The organism is Ewingella sp. S1.OA.A_B6 (assembly GCF_049889095.1).
Lineage (GTDB): Bacteria > Pseudomonadota > Gammaproteobacteria > Enterobacterales > Enterobacteriaceae > Ewingella.
On the sequence record NZ_JBLJFK010000012.1, the window covers coordinates 65471 to 90135 of the forward strand.

Below are 24665 nucleotides of genomic sequence, written 5' to 3' on the forward strand. Positions count from 1 at the left end.
CTATCTTCCCAACCACGGCTGTGGGTTAACGGCCTGGCCCTGACGACGGATTTCGAAATACAGCGATGGCTGGCCCTGACCGCCGCTGGTGCCCACTAATGCAATGGCCTGACCAGATTTTACCTGATCCCCCACATTCACCAGTGCGCTTTGGTTGTAACCATAAAGGCTCATATCGCCTTTGCCGTGTTCAATGACCACCACGAGACCGTAACCTTGTAACCAGTCGGCCAGCAGAACGCGGCCGTCGGCAACGGCTTTAACTTCGCTGCCTTCACGGGCAGAAATCACGATGCCTTTCCAGCGCAGTTCACCTTGCAACTCCTCGCCAAAGCGATGCAGAACGGAACCGCGTACTGGCCATATGTCCTGACCCGCCGGACGACCAAGGCCTCCGGTGCGTGATACCAGTGCCTGCTCGCCTTGCGTCGGTTTGTAGGTCGCGCCTTTCTTCTTCGCCACCTGTTGTTTGGCGCGTATGGCTGCGGCTTCTTTGGCTTCTTTCTCAGCTCGGGCGCGTGCTGCACGCTCGGCTGCGGCAATTTTATCGCGCAAGCGTGTTTCGTTGGCGCGCAACTCCGCCAGGTTTTGCTCATCTTTTTGCAATGAACTTTCCAGTGCGGTCAGTGTATTTTTTCTGGCTACACGAGCCTGTTCGAGTTTCTGCTGTTGGCTTTGCTGTTCACTGAGCACACTTTTCTGCTGAGTTTGTTTTGATTGCAGAGTGACTCGCTGCGAAGCAAGATCTGTACGTGTTTGCTTAAGTTCTTCGATAGATTTTTGGCGCGCTTCGTTGAAATAACCAAAATAGGCCAGGATCCGCTCGCTGCGCTCGCTCTCTTCACCACTGAGGAGTAATTGCAAACCATTGTGCTGGCCGACACGGAAGGCAGCATCGAGCTGCTTCGCAAGAATTGCTTCCTGATTTTTTTGCTGTTTTTGTAGTTTGTCTATCGAGGCGTTCAAACCGGAAATATCTTTGCCGAGTGAGGATAAGGTTGACTGGGTATCACGTAATCCTCGGCTGGCCGAGGCAATGATTTTTTCCTGCGCTTGTAGCTGATCCTGCAAGGAACTGCGTTGCTGTTTCTGCTGCTTAACGCTCTTCTCTTTTTCGGCAATACTTTGCTGGAGAGTTTTGAGCTGATCTTTATTGTCATCAGCATGGGTAGAGAAAGGAGGAACAAGCAATGAAACGCAGAGCAAAAGCGTAGACGCCCGGATCCCCGAAGTCGCCTTTTCTTTGACAGAAAGGCGGTTTTTCATTGCGCTGAAATTGATGAATTTGCTCAAACTTTTTCCCGCTTGCCGACCGTGGATGATAGACAATTTGGCTACCCTTCGGGTTATCGTACCACTAATCAACCAGCTGATGCACAAACAAAAAAGGCGTCTCAGCTTCAACTGATACGCCTTTAAAAGATAAATTATCCTGCTTTTATTTAGCGATAAATAACGGCTTCCCGCTCATTTCCTGCGGGATTTGCATGCCCATTAAGGCCAACATGGTTGGCGCGATATCAGAAAGCTTGCCACCTGCAACCGCCTGAGCGTGACCACCGATATAAATCAGCGGTACTGGCAGGCTGGTGTGCGCGGTGTGTGCCTGACCGGTGGCCGGATCACTCATTTGTTCAGCGTTACCGTGATCGGCTGTGATCAGCAGTTGGCCGCCCGCTTGTTTCACCGCATCTACAACTTGAGCGATGCAGGCATCCAGCGTCTCAACCGCTTTAACCGCCGCTTCGTAAATACCGGTATGACCGACCATGTCGCCATTTGGGTAGTTACAAATAATGGTGTCATATTTACCGCTGGCGATGGCGCCCAGCAGTTTTTCGGTCAATTCTGCCGAGCTCATTTCCGGCTGCAAATCATAGGTCGCGACGTTCGGTGATTTAATCAGAATGCGATCTTCGCCGGTGAACGGTTGTTCCATACCCCCGTTAAAGAAGAAGGTGACATGGGCATATTTCTCAGTTTCAGAAATACGCAGCTGGGTTTTGTCGTGCGCCATCAGCCACTCACCCAACGTATTTTTCAGCGAAGCGGGTGGGTAAGCGCAGGCAGCGTCGATGTCGGCGGCGTATTCGGTCAGCATCACGAAATCGCCGAAATTAATCACTTTTTCGCGGATAAAACCGTCGAAGTCCGGACTGATGAAGGCACGGGTGATTTCACGAGCGCGGTCAGCGCGGAAGTTCATGAAGATCATCGCATCGCCATCATCCAGTGTGGCATCCGCTTCGCCCGCCTTGCGCAGAACGGTTGGTTTGACGAATTCGTCATTTTCATCACGCGCATAGGCAGCCTGTAAACCGGCTACGGCATTGTCTGCGGTGAATGCGCCTTTGGACTGCGTCATCAGGTCATAGGCCAGCTGTACTCGGTCCCAGCGGTTGTCGCGATCCATGGCATAGTAACGGCCAATGATTGAAGCAATGCGGCCGGTGCCGATTTGCGTGAATTTTTCACTGAAGCGTTTTAAAGCAGCTTCGGCGCTGCGCGGTGGTGTGTCGCGGCCATCAAGGAATGCGTGCAAATAAATTGCTTTTGCGCCACGGCGGTGAGCCATGTCGACCATTGCCATAATGTGATCTTCGTGGCTGTGAACGCCGCCGGCAGAGAGCAGGCCCATAATGTGTACAGCTTTACCGGCACTTACGGCACGGTCAACGGCGGCAGCCAGAATAGCGTTTTCAAAGAAGTCACCCTCTTTGATTTCTTTATCGAGGCGAGTCAGATCCTGATAAACGATACGACCTGCGCCCAGATTGACGTGACCGACTTCTGAGTTCCCCATCTGACCGTCCGGTAAGCCAACATCCAAACCTGAAGCGGCGATCAGGCTATGCGGGTAGGTTTGCCACAGGTTGTCCATCACCGGGGTTCTTGCATTCAGAATGGCGTTATCCTGTTGGTCTTCGCGATGGCCGTAGCCGTCCAGAATGATCAGTACCATGGGTTTTTTGTTGCTCGACATGTCAAATGACCTCGTTGAAAAGTAAATGCGAAATAGGCTCGCCGGTTACCGGGATTTGCCTCCGGGATAAGAGCCAGCGCGGCTATTTCCACTTTTGTCGTGGGATTTTACCTTAGTGGGCAAACACAAATAGCCATGAGAGATCAAAGATGACGCAATGTTTGGATTAACTTTCAGTATAAATGCGTGTTATTTTTTTGGGATATGCCGCAGTTTGTGGCATTAGGCGGTGCTTACTGGCTGTATTTGCCGCAGCGCGCAGGTATACTCTCAAGCCTTGAATTTTCCCCCAACAGACGGGAGTTGCTACACCCCATGCAAGATATTATGCCGTTCATTAGTGCGCATCCGGTTCTCAGCCTGGCGTGGGTTGCGTTGCTGATTGCAGTGATTGTGACCACGTTTAAAACACGTTTTTCTAAAGTAAAAGAGATCACCCGCGGTGAAGCAACCCGCCTGATCAACAAAGAAGATGCTGTGGTGGTTGACGTGCGTGCGCGTGAAGAATTCCGTAAAGGTCATATCTCTACATCGTTAAACGTGTTGAGTACTGATATTAAGAACAATAACTTAGGCGAACTCACGAAGCATAAAGCTCAGCCGGTGATCGTCGTTTGTGCCAATGGCACTGCTTCGCGCTCCGCGGCGGAAGGCTTGATCGGCGCTGGCTTCGAGCATGTCTATACTCTGAAAGATGGAATCTCAGGCTGGAGTGGTGAAAACCTACCTTTAGCGCGCGGTAAGTAATTACCGGGCATGATTCAGCAACATCAAAATCTATATTATTAGAGGTGGCACCCGTGGCTAAAATTGAAATCTACACCAAAGCAACTTGTCCTTATTGCCATCGTGCGAAAGCTTTGCTCAATAGCAAAGGCGCAACATTTGATGAGATTGCCATTGATGGTGATGCGGATAAACGTGAAAAAATGATCGCACGTAGCGGCCGTTCTACCGTACCTCAGATTTTTATCGGCGGGCAGCACATTGGTGGCTGCGATGATTTACATGCACTTGATGCGCAAGGCGGGCTGGATCCGTTGCTGTAAGCAGACATTCTGCTGCTGTGCATTTTCATTAAGTGTTTAAAAGGACTGTTAACTTAAGGGTACTACTCACATGTCAGAACAAAACAACACCGAGATGGCTTTCCAGATCCAGCGTATCTACACCAAAGATATTTCCTTCGAAGCGCCAAATGCGCCTCAGGTTTTCCAGCAAGACTGGCAGCCAGAAGTTAAACTTGATCTTGATACGGCTTCCAGCAAACTGGCTGATGACGTATATGAAGTAGTATTGCGCGTTACCGTAACTTCTTCACTGGGCGATGATACTGCGTTCTTGTGTGAAGTTCAGCAAGGCGGGATTTTCTCCATCTCTGGTATTGACGGGAATCAGCTGGCGCATTGTCTGGGTGCTTACTGTCCGAATATTCTGTTCCCTTATGCCCGTGAGTGTATTACCAGCCTGGTATCTCGCGGTACTTTCCCGCAGCTCAATCTGGCACCCGTTAACTTTGACTCGCTGTTCATGAACTATCTGCAACAGCAGGTTGATGGCGAAGGTGCAGAACCACATCAGGATGCCTGATGAAAACCGTCAATGCTTCAATGACTGTGATCGGTGCCGGTTCTTACGGCACCGCTTTAGCAATAACCCTTGCCAGAAATGGCCACAACGTGGTGCTCTGGGGTCATAACGCCGAAAACATTCGTACGTTACAGGCCGCTCGCTCCAATCAGGCGTTTTTGCCCGACGTTCCTTTCCCTGACAGCCTGGTGCTGGAAACCGATCTTTCTGTTGCTTTGGCCGCCAGCCGTAATGTGCTTGTGGTGGTACCCAGCCACGTCTTCGGCGATGTATTACGGCAGATTAAACCGCATCTGCGTGCGGATGCCCGCATCGTCTGGGCGACCAAAGGCCTGGAAGCTGAAACTGGACGCCTGTTACAGGATGTCGCCCGTGAAGCGCTGGGTGAAAGTATTCCGCTTGCGGTGGTCTCCGGCCCAACGTTTGCCAAAGAACTGGCGGCAGGCATGCCAACGGCCATTGCTCTGGCTTCAACCGATACTGAATTTGCCGAAGATCTCCAGCAACTGTTGCACTGCGGTAAAAGCTTCCGGGTTTACAGCAATCCCGACTTCATCGGCGTTCAACTGGGTGGGGCGGTGAAAAACGTTATCGCTATCGGCGCAGGCATGTCAGATGGGATCGGTTTTGGGGCCAATGCCCGCACTGCATTGATCACCCGCGGTTTGGCTGAAATGAGCCGACTGGGCTCCGCGCTGGGTGCCGATCCTTCCACCTTTATGGGCATGGCGGGGCTAGGCGATTTGGTGTTAACCTGCACAGACAATCAATCCCGTAACCGTCGGTTTGGTATTATGCTCGGTCAGGGGATGGACGTTCAGGGCGCGCAGGATAAGATTGGTCAGGTGGTCGAAGGCTACCGTAATACCAAAGAAGTCCGGGCGTTGGCACAGCGTTATCACGTTGAAATGCCAATCTCTGAGCAGATCTACCAAGTGCTGTATTGCCATAAAGATGCTCGCGAAGCGGCGATCAGTTTATTGGCCCGCACCAGTAAAGACGAAAAAAGCAGTCATTGAGCTTGTGCTGAGTCATAGCCGCTCTATTGGCCGCCCGATAGAGCGGCTTTTTATTACCCAATCGCCTCATACTTTATTTATCCGTAAGGAATAGTGATGTCGTTAGAAGAGCTAGAACTGGTCTGGAAAAACATTAAATCAGAGGCGAGAGCACTGGCTGAGTGTGAACCTATGCTGGCGAGCTTTTTTCATGCGACGTTGCTCAAGCATGAAAATCTCGGCAGCGCATTAAGCTATATTCTGGCGAATAAACTCGGTAGCCCGATTATGCCCGCCATTGCTATCCGTGAAGTGGTCGAAGAAGCTTACCGCAACGATGCACAGATGACGCTTTCTGCTGCCCGTGACATTCTGGCTGTGCATCAGCGTGATGCCGCTGTGGATAAATACTCCACGCCTTTGCTATATCTGAAAGGCTTTCACGCCCTTCAGGCTTACCGCATCGGTAACTGGCTATGGAAACAGGATCGTCAGGCGCTGGCAATCTACTTCCAGAATCAGATTTCCGTCACCTTCGGCGTTGATATTCACCCAGCGGCTCGTATTGGTTGTGGCATCATGCTCGACCACGCAACGGGGATCGTGATTGGCGAAACGGCTGTCGTTGAAAACGATGTGTCAATTCTGCAGTCTGTTACGCTCGGTGGCACCGGAAAAACCTGCGGTGATCGCCATCCGAAGATTCGCGAAGGTGTGATGATTGGTGCGGGTGCGAAAATTCTCGGCAACATTGAAGTGGGTGTAGGGGCAAAGATTGGTGCGGGTTCTGTCGTGCTCCAGTCCGTTCCGGCGCATACCACAGCAGCCGGTGTTCCGGCACGTATCGTCGGGCGGCCGGAAAGTGAAAGGCCATCCATGGATATGGATCAGTATTTCAACGGCATCGCACAGGGTTTTGAATTCGGCGACGGGATTTGAAACTGACAGTGGCATCTATTTGGATGCCACTTCTTAATATTTAGCGCAACAGAGCTGCCTACGCTTTGACCACTGCGCCGGGATAACCTAATTGCCTCCAGGCTTCGTATACCACCACGGACACTGCATTCGATAAATTCATGCTGCGGCTTTCTGGTTGCATCGGAATACGGATTTTTTGCTCTGCGGGCAGATTGTCCAGAATGGTCGCAGGTAATCCGCGAGTCTCCGGGCCAAATAACAGAAAATCCCCTTCCTGATAACTGACGGCGCTGTGCGCAGGCGTGCCTTTGGTGGTCACGGCAAAGATGCGCTGCGGATTTTCGCTGGCAAGGAAAGCATCGTAGCTGGCGTGATGCCTGATACTGGCGAACTCATGATAATCCAGGCCGGCGCGACGCAGTTTTTTGTCGTCCCAGCCAAAACCGAGCGGTTCGATCAGATGTAGCTGGAAGCCGGTATTGGCACACAGGCGAATAATGTTGCCCGTGTTTGGTGGGATTTCCGGTTCAAAAAGTACGATATTAAGCATGCGCCCCTCCCTGTAAGAGGGACGCAGAATAGCAGAATCTCAACGCTGATGCAGCGGTAGCCACATGATAAGACGCAGACCGCCCAGCGGACTGTCTTCTGCTTTTACCCAACCACGATGCTGTTGAACGGCAGTATCGACAATCGCCAGCCCGAGCCCCGTGCCGCCAGACTCGCGATCGCGTGCTTCGTCAGTCCGGTAGAAAGGACGGAAAATCTGTTCCCGGTCGGTTTCACTGACACCAGGACCGTCGTCATCAACCGTGATGGTGATACCTTCGCTGTCACACTCAAAGTTAAGCGCAATGTGTGTGTTGGAGTAACGCAGAGCGTTACGCACGATATTTTCCAGTGCGCTGTCGAGTGCTGCCGGGTTGCCGAACAGTTTCCATGGGCCCGGCGGAGTCGGAACTTCCAGCGTTTTCCCCATCTGTTCGGCTTCGAACTGTGCGTTGTCGATAACATCTTCCCACAGCTCATTAGCCTTCAGCATCTCACGCGTCAGCTCATTTTTATGCTGGCTGCGAGATAAGACCAGCAAGTCATTGATCATACTGTCGAGACGTTGTGCTTCCATCTCAATACGTTGCAACTCTTTGCCTTCACCATGGCGACGTCGCATCAGCGCAGTGGCTAATTGCAGGCGCGTCAGCGGTGTTCTTAACTCGTGCGAGATGTCTGATATCAGGCGCTGCTGTGCGTTCACCATGCGTTCGAGTGCGCTGACCATCTGATTGAAACTGGCTCCGGTAGCGAGGAACTCTTGCGGTCCGGCTTCCAGCTCCGGATGTTGTTTAAGATTGCCACGCGCAACGTCATCTGCGGCGTTTTTCAGTTTACGGGCTGGTTTTGCCAGACTCCATGAGAGCCAAAGTAGCAGCGGTGAGCTGATTAACATGGTGACAATAAGCAGCAGCAACGGTCGGTCAAACATCAGGTTGATGAAGTCTGACTGCGGGCTGCTGGCCGGCCTTAACAAATAAAGCTGATAATTATCTTCGCCGTCACGTACAGAAAAAGGGCCGACCATTTCTACGCGGCCATATTTTTTCTTTTTGGGGCGATCGGAATTGTCGGACTGGCCGATAAAGTTACGTACAATCTGCATTTCATTACGCTGCGCGCCAATCACCCGGCCTTCGCTGGTGACCAGCAGCAGACGTTGGCCTGGCGGCGCCCATTTATCAATGGCACGAAATAGCCTGCGCCACCACATCAGGTCGTTGGCCGGATCGCCTGCCAGTTCGGCTTCTACGTGCTGCTCTATCATCAGGCCCTGCCGCTGTTCGTTGTCGAGCAGCGGAGTTAACTGGCGTGAATCAAGTTTCGGCACCATTAAGACCAGCATCAGTACCAGGGCAACGGTAAACCAAAAAATGGCAAAGATGCGTGCCGTCAAGCTGTTGATCATGTAGTGGACACCATCAGATATCCACGTCCACGCAGGGTTTTAAACCAAGGATGTCCATCCAGACGATCGGGCAGTTTTCGGCGAAGATTAGAAATATGCATATCGATGGCGCGGTCAAATGGCGTCAGGCGTTTACCCAGTACTTCCTGGCTAAGATGTTCACGCGATACCACCTGCCCTAAATGTTTCGCCAGCAGATATAACAAGGTAAATTCTGTTCCGGTTAGATCCAAAGCAACGCCACTAAAGCTGGCCTCCTGTCGGCCAGGATTAAGCTGCAATCCGTCAACCTCGAGCGTAGGTGAGCCGTTACTTTCGCCTACCTGTTGTTGCTCTGTCCAGTTTGAGCGGCGCAGCATAGCGCGTATGCGCGCGACCAGTTCGCGATCGTTAAAGGGCTTGGCCAGATAGTCATCCGCACCCAGTTCGAGGCCCAGTACGCGGTCCAGCTCGCTTCCGCGCGCTGTCAGCATGATCACCGGCGTCTGATGACGTTGGCGTAATTCTTTAAGGGTTTCAATGCCATTTTTCTTCGGCATCATGACATCGAGAAGCAATAAGTCGATGCTGTTATCCAGCTTTTCCAGTGCCTGCTCACCATCGTAAGCAACCACTACATTGAAGCCTTCCATTTCGAGCAATTCTTTCAAAAGTGAAGTGAGTTCACGGTCGTCATCAACCAACAGAATTTTATTCATTGTATTTACCTCTAGACGCAAAATACGTCATCAATTGCCGCTATTCCATGACTTTACGTACTTTTACAAGCACTGACGCTTGTTTGCAGCGGCAGGTTTAGACTGCTTTTCAATGATTCGCGATAAGCGATAAAGACTATAGGAGTTAGTGATGTCTAAGGTAGCTGCATTCGTTACGGCCTCGATGCTGACACTGAGTTCAGGTGTTGTTTTGGCGGATACCGCTAACGTCATGCCTATGGCCCCTTCAGCTCACGATACCAACATGCTGGACAAGCATCAGGAACGCAACACCATGTTTGATGGCGTGAATCTCACTGAGCAACAACGTCAGCAAATGCGTGACCTTATGCACCAGGCGCGTAAACACTTACCTCAAGTCAACGTCGATCAGTTGGAAACCATGCATGAATTGGTCACCGCCAAGAACTTTGATCAAAAAGCTGTTAGAGCACAAGCCGAATTGATGGCGCAGGAACAGGTGGATCGCCAGGTTGAAATGGCCCGCATCCGCAACCTAATGTTCAATCTTCTGAGCCCTGAACAGAAAAAAGTATTAAACCAGAAACATCAGCAGCGCATACAAGAAATGCAGCAGCAGATGGCTGGCTTACAACCCACTTCTGCCCAGAAGCCAAGCAGTATGAGTACCCAGTAATATCCCTATCTTTTCTTGTCATGGATTCCATCCCTGTCTTCCCCACCGAAAGGCGGGGCTTTTTTTGCCTAATCAATAAGCAAGGATAGGCATAACCACGCAGGAGTCGCCGCCCCGTATCTTCCCGTTCAATCCTAAGACGCTTATCTTTTATTATCAGTCAGATGAATCTATCAACAGTGTTACTCTTAGGATAGACGTTTATCTGGACACCATTTTTTTGCTTTCCTGAGTTCTTTGGGCTTTCACTATTGTTGTCTACATAAAAGCCAGAGTTCATAAACCCCGCGAGCAGACTAGGGAAATATGTTGTAAAAACAGTGTGAATCGGTAAATTTCCCAAAGGTTATCAGCGTAAGCATATTCTTGCTGACTTGAATCAATTCAGCCGTGGTGTTTTGTTATACTATTAGCATCAAACGCTATTAGCTAATGAGTCGTATGATTTTGGGTATTGATATCCCGGCCCATAGGCATGCTCAAGAATTCTTAAGAAATTGCATCTACAAGTTCAGAGGTGATCATGATTAAAAAAATCGGTGTACTGACAAGTGGCGGCGATGCGCCAGGCATGAATGCTGCCATTCGCGGTGTTGTGCGCGCAGCTTTATCAGCAGAGTTGGAAGTTTTCGGTATTGAAGATGGCTACCTCGGCTTGTATGAAAACCGCATGAGGAAGCTGGATCGCTACAGCGTCTCAGATATGATTAACCGTGGCGGTACTTTCCTGGGCTCTGCTCGTTTTCCCGAGTTTCGTGATCCGGAAAAACGCAGAGTTGCCCTGCAGAATATGAAAGACCGTGGTATTGATGGTTTGGTGGTTATCGGTGGTGACGGCTCTTATGCTGGCGCAGATCTTCTGACAAAAGAAGGTGGCATTCACTGTATCGGTTTACCGGGGACTATCGATAACGATGTCGCAGGTACTGACTACACTATCGGTTTTTTCACCGCACTAGGCACTGTGGTTGAAGCTATCGACCGCTTACGTGATACTTCCTCTTCACACCAGCGTATCTCTATCGTTGAAGTGATGGGCCGTTATTGCGGTGATCTGACCTTGGCTGCTGCCATTGCCGGTGGTTGCGAATTTATCGCTATACCTGAAGTTGAATTCAAACGTGATGATCTGGTTGCTGAAATAAAAGCGGGTATTGCGAAAGGTAAAAAGCACGCCATCGTTGCCATCACTGAAAAGCTGGATGATATTGATGAGTTGGCTAAATACATCGAAAAAGAAACCTGCCGCGAAACCCGTGGTACTGTTTTAGGCCACATTCAGCGTGGCGGTGCGCCAGTTGCCTATGACCGTATTTTAGCTTCCCGCATGGGCGCTTATGCTGTTGACCTTCTTTTGCAGGAAGATCGTGACTATTCCAACGGCGGTTTCTGCGTTGGTGTAGAAAACGAAAAAATGGTACATGAATTAATCTCTATTTGTATCTCGCCAGAGAATAAGAAGAGTAAATTTAAAGAAGATTGGTATGACACGGCAAAAAAACTGTTCTAAAACAGCTGCTCACTGAGTATGAGAAGCCTCCGCTTGTGGAGGCTTTTTTTATGAGCATCACTCCTTTATTCCCGAATGGAATAGCAGAACACCTTTTAATCTTTAATTGTTCACTTTTTCTCTGGCAGGCTCTATCAATCTAATTCGATCAATCAAAGTGGTTGAGTATATTTCTGGGAGAAAGTGCGATGGGTAAATGGGGTGTAGGTCTGGCGTTATTGCTGGTGGCAACGGGAGCCATTGCCAAGGATATTCAAATCCTGAACGTGTCTTATGATCCGACGCGTGAGCTTTATGAGCAATACAACAAAGCATTCAGTAAATATTGGCAGGGTAAAACCGGCGATACCGTCACTGTCCGTCAATCTCATGGCGGTTCCGGCAAGCAGGCAACGTCTGTCATTAACGGTATTGAAGCTGATGTAGTGACGCTGGCACTGGCCTATGATATTGATGCGATTGCCGAACGTGGCCGCATTGATAAACAGTGGATCAAGCGCCTTCCTGATAACTCTGCACCCTACACTTCCACCATCGTTTTCCTGGTGAAGAAAGGTAACCCTAAGCAAATTCACGACTGGAATGACCTGGTCAAACCGGGCATCTCCGTCATTACACCCAATCCTAAAACCTCTGGTGGGGCACGCTGGAACTACCTGGCCGCCTGGGGCTACGCGTTGCATCACAACAATAATGATAAAGCTAAAGCGCAGGAGTTCGTTAAAGCCTTATATAAAAATGTTGAAGTACTGGACTCTGGTGCTCGTGGCGCAACCAACACCTTCGTTGAGCGCGGCATTGGAGACGTATTGATTGCCTGGGAAAATGAGGCATTACTGGCCACCAAAGAGGTAGGGAAAGATAAATTCGAGGTGATCACGCCGAGTGAATCTATCCTGGCTGAACCCACGGTTTCTGTGGTTGATCGCGTTGTCGACAAACGCGGTACTCGGGAAGTCGCTGATGCCTACCTGAAGTACCTTTATTCACCTGAAGGCCAGACAATTGCGGCAGAAAATTACTATCGTCCACGTGATGCTGCCGTGGAGAAGAAATTTGATGCTGAGTTCCCGAAACTAAAACTATTCACTATCGGTGAGGTTGCCGGTACTTGGGCCGAAGCGCAGAAAAATCATTTCGCGACCGGCGGTATCTTTGACCAAATCAGTAAGCGTTAATGCCCGTCATACTTGAAGCTGTATCTGTGTTGGCTGCGTTTACTTGCCCGAATCACTGACTTGAGTCAGTGATTCGGGATTATGAGTCTCATAAATGAGACTCACCCTGCGGGCCAGCGCTAGCGCTATTCAAGCCGGTCAAGACCGGTTTGTCGCTCTCTTGCCGCCTTGATACAGCTCCAATTATTTAAGGCATTAGATTCAGCGAATAAAAAACCCCGGTTTCATTTAGAAGTCGGGGTTTTTTATGTCAACGCAAACTACACGTCAAAAAAGCAGAACTTACGCCTTTTTCGCTTCAGCAGCTGCTTTAACGATCACCGCGAAAGCGTCAGCTTTCAGGGATGCACCGCCAACCAGCGCGCCATCGATATCCGGCTGAGCAAACAGCTCTGCTGCATTTTTGTCGTTCACAGAACCGCCGTACTGAATAATCACTTGTTTAGCGATTTCAGCATCTTTCTTAGCAATGTGATCACGGATGAATTTGTGAACGGCCTGTGCCTGAGCTGGAGTGGCAGATTTTCCGGTACCGATAGCCCAAATTGGTTCGTAAGCGATAACTGCACCTTTGAATGCTTCAGCGCCAAGGGTATTTAGCACCGCATCGAGTTGTTTCGCGCAAACGGCTTCCGTTTTACCGGCTTCGTTTTCTGCGTCGGTTTCACCGATGCACAGAACTGGAATCAGGCCTGCGGTTTTCAGTACGCCGAATTTCTTCGCGATGAACTCATCACTCTCTTTATGATAAGTGCGGCGTTCTGAGTGACCGATGATGATGTATTTCGCACCAATGTCTTTGAGCATATCGGCAGATATTTCACCGGTGAAAGCGCCAGACAAGTTGGCATCAACATTTTGTGCGCCTAAGGCAATACGGCTGCCTGCCAGTGCATGTTTAGCCTGTGACAGATAAACTTCTGGCGGTGCGATAGCAACGCCACAACCTTCAACCGTGCTCAGCTCGGTGCGCAATGCAGCGATCAGTTCGTTAACCATATGGGTACTACCGTTCAGCTTCCAGTTACCCATCACTAATGGATGTCGCATATTTTTTCCTCCAAAAGGGGACGCGAGTGTCGATTAAAATTTCTGCCAAACAAGCAGATTACCTGCCCAACAGTATAGAGATGATTGGCGCTAAAGGCTTTGCTTTTTGTCATTAAATGCCATCATGCAAGTCTCAGGAAAGTGCAAGTTTTACCGGTTCGATCGCGAAGGTCAGCCCTTTCTCACCGTTATCGGAAATCACATAACGGATCGCTCCCAGCGGTTGCTGATAGAACTGCTGGCCCTTGCCTTTTTCAATCAGTGCATTCACTTTTGCCACGCTTTGTTCCACAGATAACGTGCCTTCGAACTGTCGCATCAGATTGGCCATATAGCTGATAGCCAGAGCGCGGGCCGCTTTCTCTTCTGCTCCCTGAATCGGCAAATAGGTAATTTGCAGCGTTTTGATTTTGCCGGTGCCTTTCTCCAGCGCGGTCGAAGCATAGAGATTCTCGTTAATCTTGCTGGCTGCCCGGGTCAACATCTCATTGGGGGATTTATCACTAATGGCGCGAAACTCGCTGATCTGCTGTGTCGGATTATCCGCGTTATATTTCTCGCGGAAATTTACCAGGGTCATTTCAAACGTAGGTGCGCCGACGAGTAAATAGGGTGCCTTGGGCATCTCTTCCATTGTCTGGTGGTCAACCGGTACTTCGGCGCGGGCCATATTCAAACCAGAAAGTAGGAGCAGTGCTGGCAGTGTCAGACGTATAAGGAGTTTTGCAGTCATAACGTTGTTCTTGTGTTGAGACGATGGTCGATTAAAGCGGGGAATCGGGGGCAATGTCAAAAGGAGTCCATAAATATTGCCGTCTCGCCATCCGCCTGAGTTACACTTTGTCGCAGTTTTTTCCCGCCCCGCATGATATGCCTTTTGATGGAATCAATCCCACGATGAGACTGCAACACGCCTTATTTTCGTTTAATGGCCGCTTAGGCCGCCGTGATTTTTGGATCTGGATGGTCAGTTGGTTGGTGTTGATGGTGGGTGCATTTACCTTTGCCGATCGTCAGTGGATTGAGATTAAATCAGCGGCATTCGCCGTAGTGGTTTTGCTTTGGCCAACGGCAGCGGTGATGGTGAAGCGCCTACATGACCGCAACCGATCTGCCTTGTGGGCACTCTTTTTTATTCTGGCGTGGATGCTGGCCGCCGGCCACTGGGACATGATCCCGGCGCTGTGGCAATGGGTGGTCGGACGGTTGATACCCATTATTCTATTTGTGGCGCTGTTTATCGATTGTGGTGTATTTGCCGGTACGCCGGGCATAAATCGTTTTGGCCCGGAACCGGAAAGCGTCAAACTGAAATAATTCCTTCGCCGGGTTATTACCAGTAGTGTTCACTGGTCATATGACCAGGTTTGCGTTTGAGATGTTTACGCATGCCGCGGCTGTCCTTGAGGATTTGCTGGGTATCACGCACCATCTGCGGGTTACCGCACAGCATGATATGGCTATGTTCAGCCTCCATTTTCAGCCCTACGGCGGCTTCGAGCGAACCGTCTTCAATCAATGCTGGAACCCGGCCAGTTAGCGACCTTGGCGTTTTTTCGCGACTCACAACGGTCTGAATATGCAGTTTTCCGTTGTAACGCTGCTGGAGTTGCTGCATCAGTGGCAGGTAGCTGAGATCTTGCGAGAAGCGTGCGGCATGCACCAGAACGATATTTTGGAATCTCTCCAGCCCAATTCCTTCCTGTAAAATCGATAAGTAAGGGCCGATTGCCGTGCCGGTCGCCAGCATCCACAAGGTGTCACACTCCGGCACTTCGTCAATGACGAAAAACCCCGCAGCTTCTTTGGTCACCTGAATTTCGCTGCCAACCTGTAACTTATGCAGACGTGGGCTGAGTTTTCCTTCCGGTACTGTCACCAGATAAAACTCCAGGTTGTTGTCGCTTGGCGCATTGACGTAGGAGTAGGCGCGCTGCACCCGTTCTCCCTCAATTTCCATCGCCAATTTGGCGAACTGCCCCGCACTGAATGCATCGACCGGGGCGTTTACCGTGATGCTGAACAAGCTGTCAGTCCAGTGTTCAATGTTGGTCACTTTGCCGTTAACCCAATCCGCCATAAAAAGTACTCCCGTTGCAAGTCTGTGCCGGGAGCAGAAATCCGCAGCCCGATTTACCTTGCTGATTTTATTTCATATTCTGTGAATCGATTATCGATTAAATGTTATCAGCCTGTTCAGCGAGGGTAAGTTTGTTTCGCCGTCGTACAGTTATCTTTACGAAGATGGCACTAAAGTCGACCAGCAATATAAAGACTATTTACCGTCAAAACCTCGCTTATTCACACAAGTTTGTTAATTTATGCGCCCGACGGCCTCCCTGCGTCAATATTGGTTAATTATACTGACATACGGCGATTTGATTGATTAATGAACTGAAAAATGAAAAAACTGGAAAATATTCACCTGCTTGTGATGTTGATTTTGCTGGTAGCCGTTGGGCAGATGGCCCAAACCATCTATGTGCCGAGTATCGTGGATATGGCGCAGAGTTTGTCGGTTAAACCGGGTGCGGTGCAGCGGGTGATGGCGGCTTATTTGATCGCTTACGGCTCATCGCAGCTGATTTACGGCCCATGGTCAGACAAAGTCGGCCGCAAACCGGTGATCCTCACTGGCATGATGATTTTCCTGGTGGGTGCGGCGACGGCCATGATGGCACAAAGCCTGGCTCTGTTGATTATCGCCAGCGCAGTGCAAGGCATGGGCACCGGCGTTGCTGGCGTGATGGCCCGCACCATGCCGCGTGATTTATACAGCGGCGGCGCATTGCGTCAGGCTAACAGCTTGCTGAATATGGGTATTCTGGTCAGCCCGTTGATTGCTCCTCTCATTGGAGGTGTGCTCTCCGCCTGGCTGGGCTGGCGTGCCAGCTTTGGCTTCCTGTTGGTTCTCTGCGCAGGTGTGGCATTTTCGATGTATCGTTGGCTACCGGAAACCCGTCCGGTGAGTCATGAGTCGCGCGGCATGCTGAGCAGCCTGCGCCTGCTGCTGACGGACGGTAACTTTACCCGCTATCTGGTGATGTTGGTCGGTGCGCTTGCCGGTGTGGCGGTGTTCGAGGCAAGCTGCGGCGTATTGATGGGCGGTGTGCTGGGGCTGAGTGCCATGACTGTCAGTATTCTGTTTATTTTACCTATTCCTGCCGCTTTCTTTGGAGCCTGGCATGCTGGCCGTTCGGAGAAAAGTTTTCAGCAATTAATGTGGCACTCGGTATTCAGCTGTCTGTTGGCGGGCGTACTGATGTGGATCCCTGGCTGGCTCGGTGTGATGAACATCTGGACGCTCATCGTGCCCGCATCCTTATTCTTTTTCGGTGCTGGGATGTTATTCCCGTTGGCGACGACTGGCGCAATGGAGCCTTTCCCTTATCTGGCGGGAGCGGCAGGTGCGTTGGTGGGCGGAATGCAGAACGTCGGTTCGGGTATTGTGGCGTGGATGTCAGCCATGTTGTCGCAAACCGGCCAGTTCAGCTTGGGCTTGCTGATGTTTGGCATGGCCATGCTGATATTACTTTGTTGGTGGCCGATGGCAAATCGACAGCAGGAGCAGGGACATACGATTTAGTCGTGCATTTATCATTTCGAATAAGCGCATAAAAAAGCAGAACCACGGTGGCTCTGCTTTCTGCAACCTGTCAGATTATGAACTCATGCAGGGCTGCATCTTTGCGATCGAGATAGTGCGTGGAGCGGATGCGGCGAATAGTGCGTGATTTCCCACGGATTAGCAGCGTTTCGGTGGTGGCCATATTGCCCTTGCGGCTTATGCCTTCCAGCAAATCACCTTTGGTAATACCGGTGGCGGAGAAAATCACGTTATCGTTGCGTGCCATATCATCCAGCATCAGCACTTTGCCTGCTTCGATACCCATCGCTTTGCAACGCGTCAGCTCTTCCTCACCGATGCGGCGGTTGTCAGGGGTATCGCCCTTTACGTCATGACGCGCCAGTAAACGGCCCTGCATATCACCATCTAGCGCGCGGATCACGGCGGCTGAAATCACTCCTTCCGGCGCACCACCAATACCGTAAAGCACATCCACTTCACTTTCTGGCATACAGGTCAGAATAGTCGCTGCGACATCACCATCAGGAAAGGCAAACACCCGCACCCCCGATTGCAGCATTTCACGGATTGCGTTGTCATGACGAGGTTTTGCCAGTACAGCCACCGTCAGTTCACTCAGTGGTTTACTCAGCGCTTTCGCCACGTTGACAAGGTTTTCAGCCAATGTGAGATCCAGATTAATCACGCCTTTAGCACCAGGACCGACGGCGATTTTTTCCATGTACATATCGGGTGCATTCAGAAAGGAACCTTGGTCGCCCACCGCCAGCACGGCCAGGGCATTGGACTGACCCATGGCGGTCATGCGGGTGCCTTCGATAGGATCTACGGCGATATCTACGGCATCACCGTTGCCGGTTCCGACCTTTTCACCAATATAGAGCATTGGCGCCTCATCAATTTCGCCCTCGCCAATCACGATTTTGCCGTCGATATCGACTTTATTAAGCATGATACGCATCGCCTGTACGGCGGCGTTATCGGCGAGATTTTTATCGCCGCGACCCAGCCATTTATAACCGGCCAGAGCGGCGGCTTCGGTCACGCGGGAAAACTCGATAGCTAATTCACGTTTCATTGATAAATCCGTTTGATGAAAGGAAGGGGGGTGAGGCAAACGCTCATCTCTGCCGCTGATTTTAGCACAGGGGTCTGTCACCGCGATCCCATAAAAAAACTCCCCATTAAGGGGAGTTTGCAATGTGGTGTTGGCTGCCAAATTCGGCGGTCAATATTGGATTATTATTCGTCGTGATCTTCCCATGAGCGCACACGGGCAACGGCTTTTTGCCAGCCTTTGTAGCGTACATTACGTTCAGTCGTTTCGATGCTCGGACGAAATTCGCGTTCAATCGTCGCTTTACTGCGTACTTCTTCGAGGTCATTCCAGAACCCCACGGCCAGGCCCGCCAGGAATGCGGAACCCAGTGCCGTCACTTCCAGCACGGCAGGGCGTTCAACACGGGTGCCGAGAATGTCAGACTGGAACTGCATGAGGAAGTTGTTGGCGACAGCGCCACCGTCAACGCGCAGGGATTGCAGACGGGTGCCGGAATCGGCCTGCATTGCATCCAGTACGTCGCGGGTTTGATAAGCGATAGATTCCAGCGTTGCACGAATAATGTGGTTACTGTTGGCGCCACGGCTCAGACCGAAGATCGCGCCACGGGCATACGGGTCCCAGTAAGGTGCGCCAAGGCCAGTGAACGCCGGCACCACGTAAACACCGTTGGTGTCTTTCACTTTGGTGGCGAAATATTCGGAGTCGGTCGCATCGCTGATCAGTTTCAGCTCGTCGCGCAGCCACTGAATTGACGCACCCCCGACGAATACCGCACCTTCCAGCGCATAGTTTACTTCGCCTCGCGGACCGCAGGCAATGGTAGTCAGCAGACCGTTTTTAGACATTACGGCTTCTGTGCCGGTGTTCATCAGCAGGAAGCATCCGGTGCCGTAGGTATTTTTCGCCATACCCGGTTGAACACACAGCTGGCCATAGAGCGCGGCCTGCTGATCGCCGGCAATACCCGCGATAGGAATACGCGTGCCACCTTTACCACCGATGTTAGTCTGGCCATATATCTCAGAAGAAGAACGGACCTCCGGCAGCATGGCGCGCGGGATATCCAGTACTTCCAGCATACGTTCGTCCCACTCCAGACTGTGAATGTTGAACATCATGGTACGCGAGGCGTTGGTGTAATCTGTAACGTGAACGCGTCCCTGGGTCATTTTCCATACCAGCCAAGTATCAACAGTACCAAACAGCAGCTCGCCGCGTTCTGCGCGCTCACGAGAGCCTTCAACGTGGTCGAGGATCCACTTCAGTTTGGTGCCGGAAAAATACGGATCAACCACCAGGCCGGTGTTGTTACGGATGTACTCTTCCATCCCGTCTTTCTTCAGCTTTTCACATATATCAGCTGTGCGACGGCATTGCCAGACGATGGCATTATAAATCGGTTTGCCGGACTCTTTTTCCCACACGATGGTGGTTTCACGCTGGTTGGTAATACCAATACCGGCGATCTGGTCTGAGTTGATGTCGGCTTTCGCCAGTACTTCAACCAATACGGAACTTTGCGAAGCCCAGATTTCCATCGGGTCATGTTCTACCCAACCGGATTTTGGATATATTTGCGCGAATTCACGCTGTGACACACTGATAATATTGGCATCGTGGTCCAGGACCACTGCGCGGGAACTGGTGGTACCTTGGTCCAGCGCGACGATATATTTTTTTTCGTGAGTCGTATCTGCTGACATAATAATATTCCTACGAATTAGAGTGCTGTGGAACGGTTTAGCCGATCAGGCTTTGCGTTGTTTGGCTGACTGCTGGGCGGCCGCCTCTGCTGCTGCTTCTTCTGCGTCGTGAATTTCATACGGTAGATGGCGACCGATCAGCGCTTTATAACCGAAGGCGCCAAGGCATGCCCCAATCAGCGGACCAAAGATAGGCACCAAGAAGTAAGGGATATCGCGGGCGCCGGTGAAGGCGACTTTACCCCAGCCGGCGAAGTAGGCAAATACCTTCGGACCGAAGTCACGTGCCGGGTTCAGTGCAAAGCCGGTTAACGGGCCCATTGACGCACCGATAACCGCGATCAAAATACCGATAAGAAGAGGTGCCAGCGGGCCACGTGGAATACCGTTGCCGTCATCTGTCAGGCCGAGAATTAAGGCCATCAGAATCGCAGTGATCACCGTTTCAACTAAGAATGCCTGGAAAACACTTATATGCGGATTTGGATAAGTTGAGAAAACCCCGGCCAGATCTAAGCTTTCTACGCTACCGCGTACCATGTGGTGAGTTTGTTCAAAATCGTAGAAAAGATTGTAGTAAAGGCCGTAAACCAGTGCTGCGGCGCAAAAGGCCCCGGCAACCTGCGCGAGAATGTATGGCAGAACTTTGCGTCCTTCAAAGTGTGCGAACAGACAAAGCGCGACGGTAACTGCTGGATTAAGGTGAGCGCCAGAAATCGCTGCAGTTAGGTAAATGGCCATCGCCACACCCAACCCCCAGATGATACTGATTTCCCACTGACCAAAAACTGCCCCGGCAAGCTTCAGCGCGGCAACGCAGCCTGCACCGAAAAAGATAATAAGCCCGGTGCCCAGAAACTCAGCGATGCACTGACCTTTTAATGTGGAACTCATGGTTTGGCTCATAGTCGGATCCTATAAAGGATGATGTTAAGGGTTAGTTATATTTTTTCTTACTAGAAGTATTGGAACGTAATCGGAATAAGACGTTCATCATCAAATGAGAACGTAATGTGAATTTATCGTTAACGAGCATAAACGAGAAATAGCGAAATCAAATTTTGCGTGTTGTGTCATAAAAATGAGCGATTTCGAGTGTGTTGTGCATTCACTCTCTCCTGGAAAGCGGTCTTGAGTCCGGTTTATTCCTCATTATTTGATTCTCGCTCTGCCGGCGTTCTATTCGTCGCATCTGGGCAACGTTATGCGAAATTAGCCTGCGATTCTCGCGACAACTCGTGCTTTTTAAGCATTTGCTGATAGTTTTGACGATAAAATTGCAACAGACTGCGTTTAGGTTAGGTATGTTGCTAGACACGGCAAGACTGGCTACATACAATCGTGTTTCAAGACATCGACGGGTTTTACGGCATTTTCTTCAGGAAATATCAGGAAAATCTGCGCGGTGCGAGAATTTTTGAGCCGTATCCGGATGATGCGGCAGAACTTACAAGATGTGCGCCTTGCGAACATAAGGGGACCGAAGAATGTCATTTGAAGTATTTGAGAAATTAGAAGCAAAAGTTCAGCAAGCGATTGATACCATTACCTTGCTGCAGATGGAAATTGAAGAGCTGAAAGAGCAGAACAACACGCTTTCTCAGGAAGTTCAGCATGCCAGCGGTAATCATGAGTCTTTGGTACGTGAAAATGCACAGCTGAAAGATGAACAACACGTATGGCAGGATCGTCTGCGTGCGCTGTTGGGTAAAATGGAAGAAGTCTGAATCCCGACTTTGGCCCATTAAAAAAGGACGCCGCGGCGTCCTTTTTTAATGGGCTGTCCCAGCCACAAGAGATGATTTACTCAATATCGAGCGGGTCTTCAGACAAAATGATGCCGGTGTTATCAGCATATAAGTGGTCACCGGTGAAGAAAGTCACGCTACCGAAATTTACGCGGATGTCACTTTCGCCAATACCTTCACTGGCGGCACCCGCAGGGATCGCAGCCATTGCCTGAATGCCGATATCAAGGTCTTGCAAGTCATCCACCTGACGGACAGCACCATAAATCAGGATGCCTTCCCACTGGTTTTCCAGCGCCAGTGCAGCCAGGTCAGCGTCGAGTAATGCGCGACGCACCGAGCCACCACCGTCAACGACCAGCACGCGGCCTAAACCGTTCTGCTCGAGCAGGTCATAGAGCAAGCCATTGTCTTCGAAGCACTTCACCGTGGTGATCTGCCCGCCAAATGAAGTACGTCCGCCAAAGTTGGAGAACAAGGGTTCAACGACATTCACTTCTTCGTGATAGATATCGCATAGTTCGGAGGTATCGTATTTCATAGGATTTCATCTGGTTGCTGCATGAGTATTCAGTATATCCCTTTCTGAAGTGTGTTGGCAAAATCATCAATTGTTATATTTTGCCAGCCGTATGAACTGCGCACCGCCTGTTAACTGAGCAATAGGCCTAACGCAAACAGCACGTTAGCCAGTAATGCCGCTTTTACCATGTGTTCCAATAAAGGACGCACTTCCATCGATGTTTTGGCTTTATTCACGCGGTGGACGTGGATTGCCAGCATCGGCAGCGCCAGAAGGAATAGCCAGCCAGTCCAGTGGTGCAAATGGGCAGCGGAGAATATCGTCAGACATAACGTGGCGGCAGTGAGAATAATGGTGTGATAACGACGCGCATTCACCGGCCCGAGACGCACCGCCAGGGTGTTCTTGCCGTTGGCGCTGTCAGTGTCGATATCGCGCAAATTGTTGATATTGAGTACTGCGGTTGACAGCAAACCCGTCGCCGTCGCTGGCAGCATCACGATCCAGTCGAAATATCCTGCCTGCAAATAGAACGTACCGGCAACGCTTATCCAGCCAAAGAAAATCAGCACTGAGATATCGCCGAGGCCCATATAACCGTAAGGGCGGGTGCCGACGGTGTAGGTTATCGCGGCGCCAATCGACAGCAGGCCAAGGATCAGGAAGCCGACGACGTCGCTCGGTTTGTTACACGCCACCGCGATTAGCGCGATACCGCAGATAATGGTCAGCACGATGGTCAAGATAATGGCGCGCTTCATCTGTGCGGTCGTAATCATCCCTTTTTGCATTCCTCGCAAGGGTCCGACGCGGTCCGGTGTGTCGCTCCCTTTCTCTGCATCGCCGTAATCATTCGCCAGGTTCGACAGAATTTGTAGACACCCAGCGGTGAGCAGCGCCAGCAGCGCGGTCAATGGATGAAAAACGCCTTGCAGGCTGGCAATGGCCGAGCCCATGACGATAGAAGCAAAAGCCAGGGGCAGCGTTTTGGGACGCAGGCTTTCAAGCCAGGCGCGGGCGGGCGTCGTCGGAGTGCAGGGAGTCATAGTACTCATAGATGGATTCGCTCAGGTGAACAGTCAGTCCGAAATCTAAAAAAAAAGCAGGGAGGCAAACGCCTCCCTATGGATCTCTTTCGGAACGTATGAGCGAATTATAAGATAAATCGGCTCAGATCTTCATCTGCTACCAGTTGATCAAGGTGGCTTCTAACATAATCTGCATCAATGTTTATGGAGATACCGTGACTTTCACTCGCGTCATAGGAGATATCTTCCATCAAACGTTCCAGAACGGTGTGCAGACGACGCGCGCCGATGTTCTCGGTAGTTTCATTAACCTGCCATGCGGCCTCCGCAATGCGGCGGATACCATCGGTGGTAAAATCAATAGTAACGCCTTCTGTTGCCATCAGTGCTTTGTACTGATGCGTCAGCGATGCGCTTGGCTCGGTCAGAATGCGTTCGAAGTCTTCGGTAGACAGTGCCTGTAATTCAACGCGGATCGGTAAACGGCCCTGCAATTCTGGGATTAAGTCTGATGGTTTGGCCGTCTGGAATGCACCGGAGGCGATAAACAGGATGTGGTCCGTTTTGACCATGCCGTGCTTGGTCGACACCGTACAGCCTTCCACCAGTGGCAGTAGATCGCGCTGGACGCCTTCGCGTGATACGTCTGGACCTGAATTCTGACCGGCGCGCTTACAGATTTTGTCGATCTCATCGATGAACACGATACCGTGTTGTTCAACGGCTTCGATCGCCTGTTCTTTAAGTTCTTCCGGGTTTACCAGTTTGGCCGCTTCTTCTTCGACCAGCAGCTTGTAGGCTTCTTTGATCGTCATTTTGCGCGGTTTTTGCTTCTGGCCTGCCATGTTCTGGAACATGGATTGCAGCTGATTGGTCATCTCTTCCATACCTGGTGGAGACATGATTTCGACACCCATTGGAGCGGCTGCAACATTGATTTCAATTTCTTTGTCGTCGAGCAGTCCTTCGCGCAGTTTCTTGCGGAAAGATTGGCGCGCAGTTGAGGGCTCCTGCGCTTCGTCGGCCTGGCCCCAATTGTTCTTCGCTGGTGGGATCAATACATCAAGAATACGCTCCTCTGCCAGTTCTTCGGCGCGGTGACGGTTCTTGTCGATGGACTGCATACGTACCATTTTCACGGCGGAATCAGTCAGGTCACGGATGATGGAATCCACTTCTTTACCGACATAACCCACTTCGGTGAATTTGGTCGCTTCAACTTTGATGAACGGCGCGTTAGCTAGCTTTGCCAGACGGCGAGCAATTTCTGTTTTACCAACACCGGTCGGGCCGATCATCAGAATATTTTTTGGGGTAACTTCGTGGCGCAGCGCTTCGTCGAGCTGCATGCGACGCCAGCGGTTACGCAGAGCGATGGCAACGGCGCGCTTCGCTTTGTCCTGGCCAATGATGTAGCTGTCTAGTTCGCTGACTATCTCGCGCGGGGTCATTTCAGACATAGTTT

The 24665-nt window shown here is 50.9% G+C and carries 25 protein-coding genes; 11 read left to right on the forward strand and 14 right to left on the reverse strand.

Annotated features, from left to right (window positions below):
- Together envC and gpmM are read right to left on the reverse strand one after the other, a co-directional pair.
- Positions 1-1266, reverse strand: a complete 1266-nt coding sequence (gene envC / locus ACMV8I_RS17820; protein ID WP_498866583.1) for a murein hydrolase activator EnvC — start codon at positions 1264-1266, stop codon at positions 1-3.
- Between the two features lie 172 nt (positions 1267-1438).
- The gene (gene gpmM / locus ACMV8I_RS17825) at positions 1439-2983 is read right to left on the reverse strand and encodes a 2,3-bisphosphoglycerate-independent phosphoglycerate mutase (protein ID WP_498866538.1); all 1545 of its coding nucleotides are present in this window, start codon (positions 2981-2983) and stop codon (positions 1439-1441) included.
- Positions 2984-3298: 315 nt separating this feature from the next.
- Here gpmM and ACMV8I_RS17830 point away from each other — a divergent pair, with 315 nt between their 5' ends.
- The 5 genes from ACMV8I_RS17830 (at position 3299) to cysE (ending at position 6510) form a co-directional block, all read left to right on the forward strand.
- The gene (locus ACMV8I_RS17830; protein WP_498866539.1) at positions 3299-3730 is read left to right on the forward strand and encodes a rhodanese-like domain-containing protein; all 432 of its coding nucleotides are present in this window, start codon (positions 3299-3301) and stop codon (positions 3728-3730) included.
- Between the two features lie 53 nt (positions 3731-3783).
- A complete protein-coding gene (gene grxC, locus ACMV8I_RS17835; RefSeq protein WP_498866540.1) occupies positions 3784-4032 on the forward strand; it encodes a glutaredoxin 3 in 249 nt (82 codons plus the stop codon).
- Positions 4033-4102: 70 nt separating this feature from the next.
- Positions 4103-4573 carry a protein-export chaperone SecB gene (gene secB / locus ACMV8I_RS17840; RefSeq protein WP_498866541.1) on the forward strand — a complete coding sequence of 157 codons (471 nt, stop codon included), beginning with the start codon at positions 4103-4105 and terminating at the stop codon, positions 4571-4573.
- On the forward strand, positions 4573-5592 hold the full coding sequence (gene gpsA / locus ACMV8I_RS17845) for an NAD(P)H-dependent glycerol-3-phosphate dehydrogenase (RefSeq protein ID WP_498866542.1): 1020 nt from the start codon (positions 4573-4575) through the stop codon (positions 5590-5592). The genes secB and gpsA overlap by 1 nt, the downstream gene beginning before the upstream one ends.
- Positions 5593-5688: 96 nt before the next feature.
- A complete protein-coding gene (cysE, locus tag ACMV8I_RS17850) occupies positions 5689-6510 on the forward strand; it encodes a serine O-acetyltransferase (RefSeq protein WP_498866543.1) in 822 nt (273 codons plus the stop codon).
- Positions 6511-6568: 58 nt separating this feature from the next.
- Here the strand turns inward: cysE and trmL are convergent, their stop codons facing one another.
- From trmL to cpxR, 3 genes are read right to left on the reverse strand one after another with little or no spacing between them, the layout of a single operon-like run.
- Positions 6569-7042: a tRNA (uridine(34)/cytosine(34)/5-carboxymethylaminomethyluridine(34)-2'-O)-methyltransferase TrmL gene (trmL, locus tag ACMV8I_RS17855; RefSeq protein ID WP_498866544.1), complete on the reverse strand. Its 474-nt coding sequence runs from the start codon at positions 7040-7042 to the stop codon at positions 6569-6571.
- Positions 7043-7081: 39 nt separating this feature from the next.
- Complete coding sequence (gene cpxA, locus ACMV8I_RS17860; RefSeq protein WP_498866545.1) at positions 7082-8452, reverse strand: envelope stress sensor histidine kinase CpxA; 1371 nt, start codon at positions 8450-8452, stop codon at positions 7082-7084.
- Complete coding sequence (gene cpxR, locus ACMV8I_RS17865) at positions 8449-9150, reverse strand: envelope stress response regulator transcription factor CpxR (protein ID WP_498866546.1); 702 nt, start codon at positions 9148-9150, stop codon at positions 8449-8451. The genes cpxA and cpxR overlap by 4 nt, the downstream gene beginning before the upstream one ends.
- A gap of 151 nt (positions 9151-9301) precedes the next feature.
- Between cpxR and cpxP the strand changes: the two genes are divergently transcribed.
- The 3 genes from cpxP (at position 9302) to ACMV8I_RS17880 (ending at position 12496) form a co-directional block, all read left to right on the forward strand.
- Positions 9302-9808: a cell-envelope stress modulator CpxP gene (cpxP, locus tag ACMV8I_RS17870; RefSeq protein ID WP_498866547.1), complete on the forward strand. Its 507-nt coding sequence runs from the start codon at positions 9302-9304 to the stop codon at positions 9806-9808.
- Between the two features lie 523 nt (positions 9809-10331).
- Positions 10332-11318 carry a 6-phosphofructokinase gene (pfkA, locus tag ACMV8I_RS17875; RefSeq protein ID WP_498866548.1) on the forward strand — a complete coding sequence of 329 codons (987 nt, stop codon included), beginning with the start codon at positions 10332-10334 and terminating at the stop codon, positions 11316-11318.
- 188 nt (positions 11319-11506) lie between these two features.
- Positions 11507-12496: a sulfate ABC transporter substrate-binding protein gene (locus ACMV8I_RS17880; protein ID WP_498866549.1), complete on the forward strand. Its 990-nt coding sequence runs from the start codon at positions 11507-11509 to the stop codon at positions 12494-12496.
- 282 nt (positions 12497-12778) lie between these two features.
- On the opposite strand, the gene tpiA is transcribed toward ACMV8I_RS17880, so the two are convergent.
- Both tpiA and ACMV8I_RS17890 read right to left on the reverse strand, forming a co-directional pair.
- Complete coding sequence (gene tpiA / locus ACMV8I_RS17885; RefSeq protein ID WP_498866550.1) at positions 12779-13546, reverse strand: triose-phosphate isomerase; 768 nt, start codon at positions 13544-13546, stop codon at positions 12779-12781.
- Between the two features lie 133 nt (positions 13547-13679).
- On the reverse strand, positions 13680-14279 hold the full coding sequence (locus tag ACMV8I_RS17890) for a DUF1454 family protein (protein ID WP_498866551.1): 600 nt from the start codon (positions 14277-14279) through the stop codon (positions 13680-13682).
- A 164-nt stretch (positions 14280-14443) separates the two neighbouring features.
- Here ACMV8I_RS17890 and ACMV8I_RS17895 point away from each other — a divergent pair, with 164 nt between their 5' ends.
- Positions 14444-14863: a DUF805 domain-containing protein gene (locus tag ACMV8I_RS17895; protein WP_498866552.1), complete on the forward strand. Its 420-nt coding sequence runs from the start codon at positions 14444-14446 to the stop codon at positions 14861-14863.
- A 16-nt stretch (positions 14864-14879) separates the two neighbouring features.
- On the opposite strand, the gene fpr is transcribed toward ACMV8I_RS17895, so the two are convergent.
- On the reverse strand, positions 14880-15626 hold the full coding sequence (fpr, locus tag ACMV8I_RS17900; RefSeq protein WP_498866553.1) for a ferredoxin--NADP(+) reductase: 747 nt from the start codon (positions 15624-15626) through the stop codon (positions 14880-14882).
- 321 nt (positions 15627-15947) lie between these two features.
- Here fpr and emrD point away from each other — a divergent pair, with 321 nt between their 5' ends.
- Positions 15948-17132, forward strand: a complete 1185-nt coding sequence (gene emrD, locus ACMV8I_RS17905; protein ID WP_498866554.1) for a multidrug efflux MFS transporter EmrD — start codon at positions 15948-15950, stop codon at positions 17130-17132.
- Between the two features lie 70 nt (positions 17133-17202).
- Here the strand turns inward: emrD and glpX are convergent, their stop codons facing one another.
- The 3 genes from glpX to ACMV8I_RS17920 all read right to left on the reverse strand — a co-directional run bounded on the left by glpX (position 17203) and on the right by ACMV8I_RS17920 (position 20807).
- Entirely contained in the window at positions 17203-18213 is a 1011-nt protein-coding gene (gene glpX / locus ACMV8I_RS17910; RefSeq protein ID WP_498866555.1) for a class II fructose-bisphosphatase, read from the reverse strand.
- Between the two features lie 164 nt (positions 18214-18377).
- On the reverse strand, positions 18378-19901 hold the full coding sequence (gene glpK / locus ACMV8I_RS17915; RefSeq protein WP_498866556.1) for a glycerol kinase GlpK: 1524 nt from the start codon (positions 19899-19901) through the stop codon (positions 18378-18380).
- A gap of 45 nt (positions 19902-19946) precedes the next feature.
- Positions 19947-20807 carry an MIP/aquaporin family protein gene (locus ACMV8I_RS17920; RefSeq protein ID WP_498866557.1) on the reverse strand — a complete coding sequence of 287 codons (861 nt, stop codon included), beginning with the start codon at positions 20805-20807 and terminating at the stop codon, positions 19947-19949.
- Between the two features lie 581 nt (positions 20808-21388).
- Between ACMV8I_RS17920 and zapB the strand changes: the two genes are divergently transcribed.
- On the forward strand, positions 21389-21628 hold the full coding sequence (zapB, locus tag ACMV8I_RS17925; RefSeq protein ID WP_498866558.1) for a septal ring assembly protein ZapB: 240 nt from the start codon (positions 21389-21391) through the stop codon (positions 21626-21628).
- Between the two features lie 76 nt (positions 21629-21704).
- Here zapB and rraA read toward each other — a convergent pair whose 3' ends face one another.
- From rraA to hslU, 3 genes are all read right to left on the reverse strand, one after another.
- Positions 21705-22190, reverse strand: coding sequence for a ribonuclease E activity regulator RraA (gene rraA / locus ACMV8I_RS17930; protein ID WP_463739203.1), 486 nt, complete (start codon positions 22188-22190; stop codon positions 21705-21707).
- Positions 22191-22300: 110 nt separating this feature from the next.
- A complete protein-coding gene (locus ACMV8I_RS17935) occupies positions 22301-23227 on the reverse strand; it encodes a 1,4-dihydroxy-2-naphthoate polyprenyltransferase (RefSeq protein ID WP_498866559.1) in 927 nt (308 codons plus the stop codon).
- A gap of 98 nt (positions 23228-23325) precedes the next feature.
- On the reverse strand, positions 23326-24660 hold the full coding sequence (gene hslU, locus ACMV8I_RS17940; protein WP_498866560.1) for an ATP-dependent protease ATPase subunit HslU: 1335 nt from the start codon (positions 24658-24660) through the stop codon (positions 23326-23328).
- Positions 24661-24665 lie beyond the last annotated feature (5 nt).

Coding starts and splice junctions, on each gene's coding strand:
- cysE (WP_498866543.1), top strand. CDS start 5,689: ATGTCGTTAGAAGAGCTAGAACTGGTCTGGAAAAACATTAAATCAGAG.
- pfkA (WP_498866548.1), top strand. CDS start 10,332: ATGATTAAAAAAATCGGTGTACTGACAAGTGGCGGCGATGCGCCAGGC.
- emrD (WP_498866554.1), top strand. CDS start 15,948: ATGAAAAAACTGGAAAATATTCACCTGCTTGTGATGTTGATTTTGCTG.
- ACMV8I_RS17890 (WP_498866551.1), bottom strand. CDS start 14,279: ATGACTGCAAAACTCCTTATACGTCTGACACTGCCAGCACTGCTCCTA.
- tpiA (WP_498866550.1), bottom strand. CDS start 13,546: ATGCGACATCCATTAGTGATGGGTAACTGGAAGCTGAACGGTAGTACC.
- ACMV8I_RS17935 (WP_498866559.1), bottom strand. CDS start 23,227: ATGAGTACTATGACTCCCTGCACTCCGACGACGCCCGCCCGCGCCTGG.
- ACMV8I_RS17830 (WP_498866539.1), top strand. CDS start 3,299: ATGCAAGATATTATGCCGTTCATTAGTGCGCATCCGGTTCTCAGCCTG.
- cpxR (WP_498866546.1), bottom strand. CDS start 9,150: ATGAATAAAATTCTGTTGGTTGATGACGACCGTGAACTCACTTCACTT.
- gpsA (WP_498866542.1), top strand. CDS start 4,573: ATGAAAACCGTCAATGCTTCAATGACTGTGATCGGTGCCGGTTCTTAC.
- trmL (WP_498866544.1), bottom strand. CDS start 7,042: ATGCTTAATATCGTACTTTTTGAACCGGAAATCCCACCAAACACGGGC.
- glpX (WP_498866555.1), bottom strand. CDS start 18,213: ATGAAACGTGAATTAGCTATCGAGTTTTCCCGCGTGACCGAAGCCGCC.
- ACMV8I_RS17920 (WP_498866557.1), bottom strand. CDS start 20,807: ATGAGCCAAACCATGAGTTCCACATTAAAAGGTCAGTGCATCGCTGAG.
- ACMV8I_RS17880 (WP_498866549.1), top strand. CDS start 11,507: ATGGGTAAATGGGGTGTAGGTCTGGCGTTATTGCTGGTGGCAACGGGA.
- gpmM (WP_498866538.1), bottom strand. CDS start 2,983: ATGTCGAGCAACAAAAAACCCATGGTACTGATCATTCTGGACGGCTAC.
- secB (WP_498866541.1), top strand. CDS start 4,103: ATGTCAGAACAAAACAACACCGAGATGGCTTTCCAGATCCAGCGTATC.
- cpxP (WP_498866547.1), top strand. CDS start 9,302: ATGTCTAAGGTAGCTGCATTCGTTACGGCCTCGATGCTGACACTGAGT.
- fpr (WP_498866553.1), bottom strand. CDS start 15,626: ATGGCGGATTGGGTTAACGGCAAAGTGACCAACATTGAACACTGGACT.
- ACMV8I_RS17895 (WP_498866552.1), top strand. CDS start 14,444: ATGAGACTGCAACACGCCTTATTTTCGTTTAATGGCCGCTTAGGCCGC.
- zapB (WP_498866558.1), top strand. CDS start 21,389: ATGTCATTTGAAGTATTTGAGAAATTAGAAGCAAAAGTTCAGCAAGCG.
- hslU (WP_498866560.1), bottom strand. CDS start 24,660: ATGTCTGAAATGACCCCGCGCGAGATAGTCAGCGAACTAGACAGCTAC.
- envC (WP_498866583.1), bottom strand. CDS start 1,266: ATGAAAAACCGCCTTTCTGTCAAAGAAAAGGCGACTTCGGGGATCCGG.
- glpK (WP_498866556.1), bottom strand. CDS start 19,901: ATGTCAGCAGATACGACTCACGAAAAAAAATATATCGTCGCGCTGGAC.
- cpxA (WP_498866545.1), bottom strand. CDS start 8,452: ATGATCAACAGCTTGACGGCACGCATCTTTGCCATTTTTTGGTTTACC.
- rraA (WP_463739203.1), bottom strand. CDS start 22,190: ATGAAATACGATACCTCCGAACTATGCGATATCTATCACGAAGAAGTG.